The organism is Cryobacterium sp. N21, assembly GCF_002929575.1.
GTDB lineage: Bacteria > Actinomycetota > Actinomycetes > Actinomycetales > Microbacteriaceae > Cryobacterium > Cryobacterium flavum.
Genome location: NZ_PJJQ01000027.1, coordinates 1 through 13,279, shown reverse-complemented (window position 1 = coordinate 13,279; position 13,279 = coordinate 1). Strand labels below are relative to the sequence as shown.

The 13,279-nt window shown below is 62.0% G+C and carries 10 protein-coding genes and 1 pseudogene; 7 read left to right on the top strand and 4 right to left on the bottom strand.

Going from position 1 to position 13,279, the window contains the following annotated elements; genetic code table 11:
• Positions 1-61: 61 nt before the first annotated feature.
• Positions 62-1,180: an extracellular solute-binding protein gene (locus CXY77_RS03760; RefSeq protein ID WP_092338785.1), complete on the bottom strand. Its 1,119-nt coding sequence runs from the start codon at positions 1,178-1,180 to the stop codon at positions 62-64.
• Positions 1,181-1,537: 357 nt separating this feature from the next.
• On the opposite strand from CXY77_RS03760, the gene speB reads away from it, so the two are divergent.
• The 4 genes from speB (at position 1,538) to CXY77_RS03740 (ending at position 5,572) form a co-directional block, all read left to right on the top strand.
• A complete protein-coding gene (gene speB / locus CXY77_RS03755; protein WP_092338783.1) occupies positions 1,538-2,488 on the top strand; it encodes an agmatinase in 951 nt (316 codons plus the stop codon).
• A gap of 58 nt (positions 2,489-2,546) precedes the next feature.
• Positions 2,547-4,004 carry a cytosine permease gene (locus tag CXY77_RS03750; protein WP_199181874.1) on the top strand — a complete coding sequence of 486 codons (1,458 nt, stop codon included), beginning with the start codon at positions 2,547-2,549 and terminating at the stop codon, positions 4,002-4,004.
• A 10-nt stretch (positions 4,005-4,014) separates the two neighbouring features.
• Complete coding sequence (locus CXY77_RS03745; RefSeq protein ID WP_199181873.1) at positions 4,015-4,854, top strand: nitrilase-related carbon-nitrogen hydrolase; 840 nt, start codon at positions 4,015-4,017, stop codon at positions 4,852-4,854.
• 133 nt (positions 4,855-4,987) lie between these two features.
• Positions 4,988-5,572, top strand: a complete 585-nt coding sequence (locus tag CXY77_RS03740) for a helix-turn-helix domain-containing protein (RefSeq protein WP_104090185.1) — start codon at positions 4,988-4,990, stop codon at positions 5,570-5,572.
• A gap of 126 nt (positions 5,573-5,698) precedes the next feature.
• Here the strand turns inward: CXY77_RS03740 and CXY77_RS03735 are convergent, their stop codons facing one another.
• Entirely contained in the window at positions 5,699-7,249 is a 1,551-nt protein-coding gene (locus CXY77_RS03735) for an aldehyde dehydrogenase family protein (protein ID WP_104089935.1), read from the bottom strand.
• Complete coding sequence (locus CXY77_RS03730; RefSeq protein ID WP_104089937.1) at positions 7,246-8,625, bottom strand: aminotransferase class III-fold pyridoxal phosphate-dependent enzyme; 1,380 nt, start codon at positions 8,623-8,625, stop codon at positions 7,246-7,248. Before CXY77_RS03730 ends, CXY77_RS03735 begins: the two co-directional genes overlap by 4 nt.
• Positions 8,626-8,743: 118 nt before the next feature.
• Here CXY77_RS03730 and CXY77_RS03725 point away from each other — a divergent pair, with 118 nt between their 5' ends.
• The 3 genes and pseudogenes from CXY77_RS03725 (at position 8,744) to CXY77_RS03720 (ending at position 12,526) form a co-directional block, all read left to right on the top strand.
• Positions 8,744-10,279 (top strand): PucR family transcriptional regulator ligand-binding domain-containing protein, encoded by a 1,536-nt coding sequence (locus tag CXY77_RS03725; protein ID WP_158252773.1) that lies wholly within the window; start codon positions 8,744-8,746, stop codon positions 10,277-10,279.
• A 59-nt stretch (positions 10,280-10,338) separates the two neighbouring features.
• Positions 10,339-10,629, top strand: a pseudogene (locus tag CXY77_RS19885) (IS30 family transposase); the annotation flags it as partial.
• A 250-nt stretch (positions 10,630-10,879) separates the two neighbouring features.
• Positions 10,880-12,526 (top strand): AMP-binding protein, encoded by a 1,647-nt coding sequence (locus tag CXY77_RS03720; RefSeq protein ID WP_104129725.1) that lies wholly within the window; start codon positions 10,880-10,882, stop codon positions 12,524-12,526.
• A gap of 314 nt (positions 12,527-12,840) precedes the next feature.
• Here the strand turns inward: CXY77_RS03720 and CXY77_RS20520 are convergent.
• A partial coding sequence (locus CXY77_RS20520) for a hypothetical protein (protein WP_233197208.1) occupies positions 12,841-13,279 on the bottom strand: 439 nt, incomplete at its 5' end.

Here is a 13,279-nt window from a genome sequence, read left to right as displayed (position 1 = left end):
TCACCGCCATCACCAGAGCGCTTGCCCCGATTGTGAGTGGACGTTGCATGAACCATGCGGGTTAGCTACCGGTGACCCAGCCGGCCCATGCCGCCGACAGAGCATCGTAGTTCTCCACCCAGAAATCGATGTTCGGAGCGTGACCGGACTTGAGGTGTTCCGTGGTGAGCCACGTGTTCAACAACGCGTCAACCTTGGGCGTCGCGTCGACGTTGACCGGCCCGTACGAGGTCAGCTCCGTCATGCGTGACTGCTGGTCTGCGCCGAGGTAGAAATTGACCGCGGCGAACGCCGCCTGCGGGTCCTTCACGCCCTTGGGAATCGCAGTCGAATCGACCATGATCATCCACTCGTCCCACATGGGTGCGATCGGGGCACCAGCCGCAGCCGCACCGTATCCGCGACCTGACCAAACCAGCCCCATGACGGCTTCGCCGGATTCGAGCTGCTGCTGTGCTTGAGCACCGGAGGTCCAGCCGATCACGTCGTCGCCCAAGGCACGGTACTTGTCGAAGGCGGTCTCGATGTCGGAAACTTTCACATCATTGATGTCTTTTCCGTCGGCGGCCAGGGCGAACTCCACCGTCTGAGGATCGACGTATGGAGACTGGCTGACCGTGCGCTTGCCCGGAAACTTCTCGGTGTCGAAGAAGTCAGCGGCGCTCGTTGGTGGATTGTCACCGAACGCATCAGTGTTGTACGCCACAACGAGACCGTAGAGAATATTGGGCACCATGCACTTGTCCGTGATCGTTCCCTCGGGAACCTTGGAAATATCCACCTGCGAGTAGTCGTACTCCTCGTACAGCGTTCCGCAGCCGCGAGCCGTGTCGAACTGCGTCGCGTTGGTGACATCCCAGGTCACGTTGCCGCTGTCGACCATTGCCTTGAGCTTGCCGGCGTCGAATGCGTCCTGCAGGAAAGTCGCGCCCGAGATCTTCGCAAACGGATCCCACGCAGCGTCTCGTTGACCATCCTGAAAAATTCCACCGGAAGCCGCATAGGTCAACGTCACACCGTCAAAGACTCCTTCGGGAACAACGCCCGCCACTGGCGTGCCGAGGTCTCGCTCGACCACTGGTGCAGCCGCACCGCCCCCCGCGCAGCCGGCGATGAGCAGAGTCACTACTCCACCCAACGCGAGAGCGCCCAGCTGGCGCTTAAATTTCGGATTTCGCATGGTCATCCTTCTTTCTTCACTCCGTTGTGAACCCCCAGAGACCAACACAGCCACTGGCTGCACCGCACGCTCCTGGAATCGATAGCCCCCAACGTAGCAATTCAAATCCGCAAGCGCGACTAATTCTCCATAATTGAGCAATTTATTTGCGAATATTTGAATGGTTCCCGGTGTACAACACTCAAATTGGCAAGTCGTTACGCATTTGTGACGAAATATGCGCGAGTTCGATGCGCTGCACGCCCGAATTGCGGTGCAGGCCGAGTGGGCCACCACTCGCCCCATAGTTGGACAAAAGGCAAGTTTTGTTGCATATTAGTAAAACTAAATACCGATTCACACGAAAGCAGGATGCTGATGTCCAACGATGAGCAGCCAATCGGCCCCCTGGACGCCAGCCTGACTCCGCGCTACGCCGGAATCGCCACCTTCGCCCGCCTGCCGCGGCTCGAGGATGTTCGTCGGGCCGATATCGCCGTTGTGGGCGTGCCCTTCGACAGCGGGGTGAGCTACCGCCCCGGCGCCCGCTTCGGCCCGGCTCACGTGCGCGAGGCCTCCCGACTGCTCCGTCCGTACAACCCCGTGCAGGACGTGGAACCGTTCTCCACTCAGCAGGTTGTTGACGCCGGAGACATCGCCGCGAACCCGTTCAACCTGACCGAGGCTGTGGCCCAAATTCAGCAGGCAGCCTCCGAACTGTCGGCCGACGGCAAACGTCTGGTCGTCATCGGCGGTGACCACACCATCGCGCTTCCCCTGCTTCGGGTTGTTGCCGAGCGCCACGGCCCCGTCGCCGTGCTGCACTTCGATGCCCATCTCGACACCTGGGACACATATTTCGGGGCGCCGGTCACGCACGGTACGCCGTTTCGGCGTGCCTCGGAGGAAGGCCTGATCGATATGCAGGCCAGCATGCACGTGGGCATCCGCGGCCCGCTCTATTCCCGCGACGATCTCCGCGACGATGAACGTCTCGGCTTCGCGATCATCGCCAGTCATGAGTTCGAAACCGAGGGACTCGCCCGCGCAATCGAGCGGATGCTCGCCAGGCTCGGTGACCGCCCCGTGTATCTCTCCGTCGACATCGACGTGCTCGATCCCGCCCACGCTCCCGGCACCGGCACCCCCGAAGCCGGCGGAATGACCAGCCGGGAACTGCTGGCCATGATTCGTGCCCTGCGAGCCGTGAACCTGGTCGGGGCCGATGTGGTTGAAGTTGCCCCGGCCTACGACCACGCGCAGATCACGGCCGTGGCTGCCTCGCACGTGGCCTACGAGATCATCTCAGCCATGACTCCTTCCGCGTAGCACTCGCCCTACCTCCCGCAGTCTCCGCACACCAATAAGGACAATGATGTCGACCAACATGACGAACCCCGCTTCGCCTCCCAGCACTGACTCCGAGCGGCGGGGTACTGTCATCGAGCAGCGCTCGATCGACTACGTGCCGAGGTCCGAGCGGCACGGAAAAGTATGGCATCAGGGGCCGTTCTGGTTCACCGGCAATTTCGTGCTGCCGACCATGGTGATCGGCTTCATCGGACCGGTCATCGGGCTCAGCGTCTGGTGGACCGTTATTGCGGTCATCACCGGCGCCTGCTTCGGAACCTTCTTCATGGCCTTTCATGCCAATCAGGGGCCACGCACCGGCCTGCCGCAGATGATCCAGTCCCGCGCCCAGTTCGGCAGCCGCGGTGCCATCGTGCCGTTCGCGGCGAGCGTCTTCGTCTACATCGGCTTCATGGTTTTCGACACGATCCTGGCCACCCAGGGCCTCCTGCTGGCCTTTCCGGGCGACAAGCTGTTCTGGTATCCGTTCCTGATTGCGCTCTCGATCCTGATCGCCGTCGTGGGCCACGATCTGCTCCACTTCATCCAGCGCTGGCTCACCGGCCTGCTCGTCGTCGTCTTCGTCATCATCACGGTGCTGGCCATCGTTCACTTCGACTCCACGACGGTCACCGAAACCGCGAGCACCGCAGGCTGGGATGGAGCGTCCTTCCTGGTGATGTTCTCGCTGGCCGCCGGTTACAACATCAGCTACGCGATTTATGTCTCCGACTACAGCCGCTACCTCCCGCAGAACGCTTCGGCCCCCAAACTCATCGGTTGGACCTACCTCGGCGCGGCGCTGTCGGCATCCTGGCTCATGTCGCTCGGTGCCCTCCTCGGCAGCCATATTCCCGACGCCGACGCGATCGGCGCCATCAAGACCGTCGGTGACATGCTCTTCCCCGGGTTCGGCACCTTTGCCGTGCTGGTCTCAACGGTGGCCTTGATTTCGATCATGGGTGTCAATGCCTATGGGGCCATGCTCACTGGAACAACCGCCGTCGACGGGTTTCGCAAAGTCTCCGCGACCGTGCGCCTGCGCGTGATCGGGCTCACCGTTGTCGGTCTGGTCACCCTCGCGATCGCCCTGCTCATCCCCGACGACTACCTGAGCAGCTTCAACAACTTCGTGCTTCTCATGCTGTACTTCCTCGTGCCGTGGACCGCCGTCAACCTGGTCGACTTCTACCTCGTGCGACGCGGCAAGTACGCAATCGCCGAGATCTTCAACCCGCGGGGCATCTACGGTCGCTGGGCCTGGCGGGGAATGGTCGCCTACCTCATCGGTTTCGTTGCCATGATCCCGTTCTTCTACACGTCGTTCTACGTCGGACCGGTCTCAGCGGCGCTGGGCGGGGCTGACATCTCCTTCGTCGTTGGCCTGATCGTCTCCGGCGGGCTCTATCTGTTATTCTCACGAAACCTCGACCACGCGGCCGAGGCCGAAGCTCGCGTCCGCAGCGAACTCGAGCTGGAAGGAGCCGCCGATTAGCGACACCACAGTGGCTGGTTCCCCGGTGCGCGTGGGCTGCTGCCAAATCTCCATGACCGTGGGCGAGACTCTCGGCAACCGCGCCAGGGTGCGGGCTGCCATCGAGGCGGCGGTGAATGCTGGAGCGCGCGTCATCGTGCTGCCGGAGCTGGCGAACTCGGGCTACATGTTCGCCGATCTGGCGGAACTGCGAACCGTGGCGGAATCCGCGACCGGGCCATCCGTTCGGGAATGGGAGCTGCTGGCCCAGGAGCACGATCTGGTGATCGTGGCCGGTTTCGCCGAGGCCGGCGACGACGGTCTGATCTACAACTCCGCGGTGCTGGTCGACAAGACCGGGCTTCGTGCCGTTTACCGCAAGGTTCACCTGTGGGACCATGAAAAAGGCAACCTGTTCACCGCCGGATCTGCCGCACCGCCGGTCGTTGATACCGCGTGGGGTCGCATCGGTGTGGCCATCTGCTACGACCTCGAATTTCCGGAGTGGGTGCGCTCAGCAGCCCTCGATGGTGCCGAGCTGCTCTGCTGCCCCGTCAACTGGCCGCTGTATCCGCGCCCGGCTGGTGAGCGTCCGAGCGAAATCGTCAAGGTGCAGGCCAATGCTGCAGTCAACCGCATGTTCATCGCCGTCGCCGACCGCACCGGGCTAGAACGCGGGCAGCACTGGCTCGGTGGCAGCGTCATCGTCGACGCCGATGGGTTTCCCCTCACGCGCATCACACTCGGCGATGAAACGATGCTGCTGGCAGATATCAACCTCGCCAAAGCCCGCGCCAAGGGAATCAGTGCGCGCAACGACGTGCATGCCGATCGGCGCCCGTCGCTCTATACCCGGGTCACCGATAGCTGATCCCCGCCCATCGCCTCGCTGACGCGCTGGCGAATGGCTGCCTGGCGGGCATGTCTCGCTGCTGCACACAAGACGGTGTTGCCAACCCTGACAGAATGGTGATCTGTTCCGCCCACGTCCCACTGGAGTGATCATGCGCCCGATGCCTGTCGATCCCACGAACCAGCGGGCGGCGATCGGCAGCAGATTGCGCGCCGCTCGGCGTTCTCAGCAGCTCACCATTGATCAGTTGGCCACGGTCACCGACCTCACCAAAGGCTTCATCAGTCGCATCGAACGCGACATGACCTCGCCGAGCGTCTCGACGCTGGTTGCCCTCTGTGAGGTGCTCCATGTCAATATCGGCGACCTGTTCGCATCGTCTGATGTTGAACTTGTGACCGCCGCGGGCGCGCCGCGCATCAACCTCGGAGGTGAGGGTGCCAACGAGAGGCTGCTCACCCCCCGGCGCGAGAGTCGTCTGCAGGTCGTTCGTTCCACCGTGAGCCCCGGGGGGTCCGGTGGGAGAAAGCTCTACACGATCAACTCGCCCGTCGACGTCGTGCACGTGTTGGCCGGTTCCATAACGGTGCAATTCAGCGACCGCACGTTGACCCTCGCTGCGGGTGATTCGCTGACTTTCGACGGCCGCGAGCCCCATAATTGGCAGGCCGACCTCGAGGTCGAGACCGAGCTCCTGTGGATCCTGGCGCCGGCCGCCTGGGAGGGCACGGTCTAGCATCTGTGCCCTCCATCGGCTCGGGGCGGGGTTGCATCGCATTAAGCGAATGCGATGCCAAGCGCTTCTTCACGATCTCATCAGCGGTGAGCAGGTAGTCGAAGTCGATGAGGTCGGATTTGTCGGTCATGAGCGGTCCTTGGGGGCGAAGGAGGAAGGAACCGGAAGGAGAAGAACACCATCAATGCGGCAGGGAATCTTCCACGGGTTTTCTGTGGCAAGGAACACTGGGAGGGTTTGCAGGTCCGGGTTTTGCAGCGCGACGGGGCGCACGAACCGGGCTAGGGCTCCCCCGCCCACGCTGGTGGCCTCGGGCCGGCTCGTGGCAGGCCAGGGGCCGCCGTGTTGCTGGGACCACGTGTTGGCCACCCCGGTGGGCCAGGCGTTGAGCGTGACCCGTCCGACGTTCGGGAGCATTCGTGCTACCACAGTGGCTGTTTCCGAGTCATCGGGGCCGCCAGTGAAGACGGATGCCGCAAGGGAGCCCTGCAGACCGGCCAGAACATCCATTACCTCGCCGGCATAGTCGTATTCACAAACAAGAGCTACAGGGCCGAAGCATTCCTCGAGCAGCCGCGACCCTGGCATGAGATCGGCCAGAGCCACGCGGAAGACGTGTGCAGCAGCGGCATAACCGTCGCCGCCGTCGGACGGGGCCGCGACCATCACCCCGGCGACAGCCGAAAGCTCAGCAATCCCGCTTGTGAATCCGGCTTCGATGCCCGCCGTCAGCAGCGGCGCGGGCGCAACCTCCCCCACCAGGCGGGCTACGGCGTCGAACATGCCGGAGCCGGCCGGGACGAAAATAAGGCCTGGTTTCGTGCAGAACTGGCCTGCCCCAAGCGTGAATGAGGCAACGAACCCGGCAGCGATGTTTTCGGCCGCGGCCGGTGACTCGGCGGCCGCGGACGTAACGAACGCAGGGTTTATGGTGCCCATCTCGGCAAACACAGGCACCCCCCGCGCCGCCGCACGGTCCCGCAGGGCCATCCCGCCGCGCTGGCTTCCGGTGAACGAAATTGTCTTCACAGCGAGGGAATCGACGAGTTGCAGTCCAGCGTTGAAGCCAGTAACGCAGTCATACGTTCCTTCAGGGGCGCCCGCTGCGCGGAGTGCGTCCCGGGCAATCGAGGCAACCTTGACACTCAAGCGTGGGTGCGCGGGATGGGCCTTCACAATGACAGGACAGCCAGCCGCGAGCGCGGATGCAACGTCGTGACCGAACACCCCGAAACCAAAGGGAAAGTTGCTCGCACCGAACACGGCGACCGGTCCGACCGGAACATTCCAGCGCGCCAGGGTGACCGTGTCGCTAACCACGTCCATACTCGCGGCGAGGTAGCTACCCTCGACCGCGACACTGGCATAGAAGAGCAGGCTCTGCCCCGCTCCCGCGATCTCACCCCGAAGGCGCGGCAGACCGAGCCCGGTCTCCTCGTCACCGAGAACGGCGAGTTCTTGCTGGTGCGCACTCAGTGCATCGGCCACGGCAGCCAGCCAGCGGGCACGGACTGCCGGGGCGGTCGCTGCGAGCAAGGGGGCCGCATTCACGGCGCGCAGCAGCACGCGGTCGACCATGCTCGGCGACGTGTGTTTAACGCTCCCGCGCTGCAGTCCGGTGTGCGGGTCGAAGCTGGCGTCAACGCCGGCAACAGCATGCGGCGCAGTCGTGCTCACGCGGCGACATCTTCCCGGGTTGCGGTCTCGCGCGCGGCGGCATCCACCTGTACGACAACGTCCCGAAGAACCGTGAGGCCGTCACGTAGCAACGCTTCCTCAATCACGAGCGGGGGCAGCAGGCGAATCACGTTCGAATAGGTTCCGCAGACCAGCACCAGCAGCCCTTGCGCGTGACACCGGGCAGCGATCTCTTTGGCAAGCTCGGCACGGGGCGCCAAGGTGTCCCGGTCGGCGAATTCCACGGCCAGCATCGCTCCCCGGCCGCGAACATCAACAACAATGCCCGCAGCGGAGAGCAGCGGGTCCAGCATTTCGCGGGCGACGGCCTCGATCCAGCAGGCATTGGCAACGAGTGCACCGTCTTCAAACGCCTCGAAGACCCCAAGCGCCGCCGCGCAGGCGAGCGGGTTTCCCGCGTAGGTGCCGCCGAGACCGCCGGCGTGCACCGCGTTCATTAGTTCGACACGGCCGGTGACCGCGCTCAACGGCAGGCCGCCAGCTAGGGCCTTAGCGGTCACGGTGAGGTCTCCCGCGACCTGTTCATGGTTGCTCGCGAAGAGCAGGCCCGTGCGTCCCATGCCAGCCTGAATTTCATCGAGCACGAACACGATGCCGTGCCGGGTCGCAATTTCGCGTAGCCCGGGAAGGAAGCCAGGCGACGGAACGATGAAGCCACCCTCACCTTGGATCGGCTCGATCACCATGGCGGCAAACGTCTCCGGCCCTTCGGCGTCCAGAATGCGCTCCACAGCGGCGAGCGCTTCCGCAGTGGCGTTCTCTGCCCCGGTCGGCCAGCGCAGCGGCGCTGCGAACGGGGCTCGAATCACCTCGGTCGGGAATGGCCCGAAGTTGAGCTTGTAGGGATTCTCCTTGGCTGTCATCGCCATCGTCAGCAGCGACCGACCGTGATAGGCGTCGTCGAAAACGAGAACCTTCTGTCGACCGGTGGCCGACCGGGCAATTTTGATGGCATTCTCAATGGCCTCCGCTCCCGTGGAGAACAGCGCCGTGCGCTTCTCGAACTCACCGGGAGTGTGCTCGTTCAACCACCGGCAGACAGCGGTGAACGAGTCGTATTCGGTCACCATGAAGCAGGTGTGGGTGAATCTGGCCAGCTGATCCCCGACATGCGCCTGCACGTTCGGGTTGCTGGCGCCCACGCTCGTCACCGCGATCCCCGAGGCGAAGTCGATGATGCGGTTGCCGTCCACGTCCTGGAGGATTGCACCGTCAGCGCGGTCGATGAATACCGGCAGGGTAATACCGAATCCGCTCGTGACGTGCTTCAGCCGCTCGGCATGCAATTCAACAGAGCGTGGGCCAGGAATTGCCGTGGCGAGAAGACGGGACTGGGGAACGGGTACTGGTGTCATGGGCTCAAATTAGCAACGCGCAGACTCTGAAACATCAGATGGATTGCCCAATTATTGTCATTTCTTGGTTAGAATATCCAACAATTGTCGCCTACTCCGTAAGAACGGATCTTGCCTCGTGATCAGCCTGACTCAGCTCTGTGAGAAGTTGGGCAATGCCCTCCGCACGGTCGACGGAGATCCGGTCGCCAGGATCAACCTCACCGGCGTGCATATCTCCGAGCTCACAGACCCGACACCGTATTTGGAAGGCGGGGAACTCCTGCTGACCACAGGCATTCCTCTGGCCGGTGAGCCCGACAGCCTTCGCGACTACGTCACTCGGCTCGCGTCTCGCGGCGTACTTGCCCTGGGGCTAGGCCTCGGTGCTGGTACTGACGATGTGCCCGCCCAACTTGAAAGTGCGTGTGCGGGAGCCGGAGTAACACTCCTCATCGTGCCTGCGAGCATCCCGTTTATGCACATTTCCCGCACCTACTGGGACCTGGTGGGCAAAACAGAACAGGCCGACCTCGCGGCCAGCCTCACTCTTCAGACTTCACTGACGCAGGCTGCGACACGGCCCGAGGCCGTCGCCGCGGTGGTGAAGGTTCTGAGCAATGCCCTGGGCGGCTGGGCCGTGTATCTTCCCGCCGATGGTTCAGCGGAAACGTACTGGCCACCGAAGGAGAACCGCGTCCTGCCTCAGCTCCGGGAAGAAACGGCCCGCCTCGGCCTCGCCGGAACGCACTCGGCGGCCACCTTCCCGCTGGACGGGATGGACGTCGTTGAGTACTCCATTATTGCTGACCGGCGCACGGCGGGTTTCCTGGCTGTCTGTGCGGGTCGGCCCCTGCGAAAGGCGGATCGGCAGTTGATGCTCACGGGATGCATGCTCCTCGCCGTGGCTGCCCAGCGAGAGTGGCAGCTCACTCGGGCGAACTCGGTTCTCGGCACCACGGCAACGACGCTGGCGTTGAACGGTTTCGTCGATGCTGCGCGTCTTGTAGCTGGAGATCTGATCGGTTCCCCGCTGGCTGAACGGGTCCGGCTCCTGGCCATCCGGGGAGACAACCTTGAGGCGCTCACCACCTCAGAACTCGCCGATCAGGTCTCAGCCATGCTGTCTGGTGAGCCGGCGATGCGATTAGGCGACAGCATCCGCCGATGCCGCCTTCGCTCAATGGAAGACGGCGTCTGTTACCTCATTCTGGAGACCCGGACAGACCCTGACCCTGCCGAAGAATCCGGGAACCCGGTTGAGGCAGCAGTGTCGCGCCGACGCGCCCAACCTGTTCCGTTCGCGGCGGCGCTCAGCCGGCCCATGCCGCTCAGCCAGTTACCGGGCAGCGCCGACGACCTGCGTCGGTCTTGCCTGCTCGCAAGGGTGGGACAGATCTCCACGGGCCCGGGCCTACGTGATCCTCGTGCCGTCGAGTGGGTGGCCCGGCTCACGGCATACTCCCGGGCCGATCTCGTGGCAACCGTGAAAAGTTACATTCGGAATCAGGGCCAGTGGGAGGTCGCTGCCCGGGAGTTGAAGCTCCATCGCAATTCCCTGCGGCACCGAATCGGCATTGCAGCGAAACTACTGGACGCCGATCTCGACGACCCTGACGTGTCGGCGAATCTCTGGCTAGAGCTCCGCAGAGTCGGGGCCGGCAGCGCTGACTGAGGCCAGCCAGTGTCGAACGGCGTCGCAAAGAAGCCACCGGAACACCGCTGAGCGCCCACAGCGCCCTGCCGGCGCACCTCCGGAAATCGCTGACGTGGGATCAAGGATCGGAGAAGGTCGAGTACCTTCAGTTCAAGGAGGAAACGACGATCTCGGTCTACTTCTGCGATCCACATTCGCCGTGGCAACGAGGCTCGAACGAGAACACAAACGGGCTCATTCGCCAGTACTTCCCCAAGGGCACAAACCTGAATCTCCATAGCCCCGAACGACTGGCTGAAGTCGCGGCCAAGATCAACGCTCGACAAGGAAACAGCCCACATTTGATCGAGTGTTGCGACGTTGGCTAGAAAACACCCAGCTTGTCATGGCCACCGACACTCGCCCACGCCTCGGGCGGTAGTGAAGCCGACGAGGATGCGTTCGCGAATCAAGTCACGTTCAGTAAACGCGGAGCCCTGGCCAGGCGGGGAATTGGCGATGATGACGCCGCATAAGTGACATGGAGAGTCGGGCGGACGGACGGTCGACTGGTGAAAATTGGCTCGTCGAGCACTGTGGGTGATACCGTGCACGAGTAGCGATCAAAGGAGATCAGCCATGTCGTCGTACACACAAGTGACCTCAGACCTGCCCCTGCTGGAATGCACCATCGGTGATCATTTTGAGGGCATCGTTGAACGATTCGCCCACCGTGACGCCCTGATCGAGGTAGCAACCGGACGACACTGGTCCTATTCCGAACTCAATTCAGCAATCGACGACTTTGCGCTCGGCCTTATGGGGTTGGGCGTCGAACGCGGAGACCGAGTCGGTATCTGGTCGCCCAACTGCGCCGAATGGACGATCGTTCAATACGCCACGGCCAAGATCGGTGCGATTTTAGTGAACGTGAATCCCGCGTTTCGCATCGCTGAGTTGGAATACGTTATCAGGCAGTGCGGAATGCGGATGCTCATCTCCGCCCCATCCGACAAAAACAGTGACTATACAGCCATGGCCCGAGACGCTTTCATCAGCTGTTCAGATCTGCACGAACTCGTCTTTATCGGCACCGATACCGACCCGACCCTATCGGGCGAATTCGACTATACCGCCCTCATCACAGCCGGCCATACCGTGTCACTCCTGGACCTGCGCCACCGTATGAACGAACTGACAGCGAACGACCCGATAAACCTGCAGTACACCTCGGGTACGACCGGATTTCCTAAGGGTGCCACCCTCACCCACCGCAACATTCTCAACAACGGCTTCTTCATCGGCGAACTCCTCAACTACACCGAACACGACCGGGTCGTCCTCCCCGTGCCCTTCTACCATTGCTTTGGCATGGTCATCGGCAACCTCAACATCTACTCACACGGTGCCGCCGCTATTCTTCCCGGGCGCAGCTTCACCGCAACAGCTGCCTTACAAGCCGTGCACGATCACGGCGGCACCTCACTCTACGGAGTACCCACGATGTTTATGGCCGAACTAGCCCTCCCGGAATTCACCACCTTCAACCTCTCCACACTGCGCACCGGAGTGATGGCTGGGTCAACCTGTCCGGAAGCAGTGATGAACCGAGTGATCGACGAAATGAACATGATCGACGTGGCTATTTGCTACGGCATGACCGAAACCGCACCCGTGTCGACAATGACCAGAAGCGAAGACACCATCACCCAACGCACCTCAACTGTCGGTCGTACGATGCCACACCTGGAAAACAAGATCATCAACATCACCACCGGCGAAACGGTAGAGCGCGGCAAGATCGGCGAATTATGCACACGCGGCTACAGCGTCATCTCCGGCTACTGGAACGAACCAGACAAAACTCGAGATGCAATCGACCAGGAGGATTGGATACACACCGGTGACCTCGCCAGCATGGACACGCACGGCTACATCACCGTAGAAGGACGCATCAAGGACATGGTTATCCGCGGAGGCGAAAACATCTACCCACGCGAAATCGAAGAATTCCTCCTGCACCATCCATCAATTCACGACGTGCAAGTCATCGGAGTACCCGACGAAAAATACGGAGAAGAACTCATGGCCTGCATCATCCTCAAACCGGGCGTCGACCCGATAACCGCCCAAGACCTCGCCGCCTTCTGCCACGGACGCCTAGCCCACTTCAAAATCCCCCGGTACACCGACGTTCGAGACAATTTTCCCCTCACAGTATCCGGCAAGATACGCAAAATCGACATGCGCAACGAAGCAATAGCCCGACTGTCAACCACTTCATGACCTGACCCCAAGCTGCACCCGATAGTTAGGCGGCGTCCCCGAGGTACTGCCAGCGATTCTCCGGGCTCAACACCCCCAGATCCACCAGCTCCCGCGCGGAACGGTGATCACCACGCTGGTCATGGAGTTCCCGTCATGTCCTGTCTCATCTAAGTCAAGTCAGTCTCATTTTTGACATCTATGCTGCTTGACGCCAGGGACAGCTTGGACCGAGCCGCTACTGCTGCATCTGGACCTCGCAGCGTAAACACGTCAGGGTTTCGGACCCGGAGCTGAGTGAATCGGCAAGTTGACGTCAACGCCGTAAACAAAATCTAAGTCGGGGAAACTGACGCAAACGAGGCGACCGCCGACTCGAAATGATCAAACATGACGTGCCGTCGCGGCGCCTCTATATTCATGACTTCAAAAGCAGAACCACGTTTTTCGATGTAACCGAGCACCTTCTTGGGTGACCTTTCGTGGCAGCGGCGGTCGCCGACACGCCATTCATGATCGGACAGACTGCGGACCTCGAGATCTCCCGTTGCGCACGGTTCATGATCCTGATTCGACATTGAATCTCCTTCGTGATGAGCAGCCCGGACCGGCGGTACCTCAACCAACTCCGATGCCGCTTGCATCTCCCACCCAACATAGCCCCCTCCTATGGCGGCATGCCGTTGCCAGCACATGTCGGCGGACATGAGAAGCTGCCCGTAGGCGGCCACGGAATTGCCCGCTGACGGCCAGGAGATCTGCCCGTTGGTGGCC

Excerpts from the sequence above, each read along its gene's own strand:
- CXY77_RS03740 (WP_104090185.1), top strand. The coding sequence starts at position 4,988 with ATGCGCCCGATGCCTGTCGATCCCACGAACCAGCGGGCGGCGATCGGC.
- CXY77_RS03750 (WP_199181874.1), top strand. The coding sequence starts at position 2,547 with ATGACGAACCCCGCTTCGCCTCCCAGCACTGACTCCGAGCGGCGGGGT.
- CXY77_RS03720 (WP_104129725.1), top strand. The coding sequence starts at position 10,880 with ATGTCGTCGTACACACAAGTGACCTCAGACCTGCCCCTGCTGGAATGC.
- speB (WP_092338783.1), top strand. The coding sequence starts at position 1,538 with ATGTCCAACGATGAGCAGCCAATCGGCCCCCTGGACGCCAGCCTGACT.
- CXY77_RS03730 (WP_104089937.1), bottom strand. The coding sequence starts at position 8,625 with ATGACACCAGTACCCGTTCCCCAGTCCCGTCTTCTCGCCACGGCAATT.
- CXY77_RS03760 (WP_092338785.1), bottom strand. The coding sequence starts at position 1,180 with ATGCGAAATCCGAAATTTAAGCGCCAGCTGGGCGCTCTCGCGTTGGGT.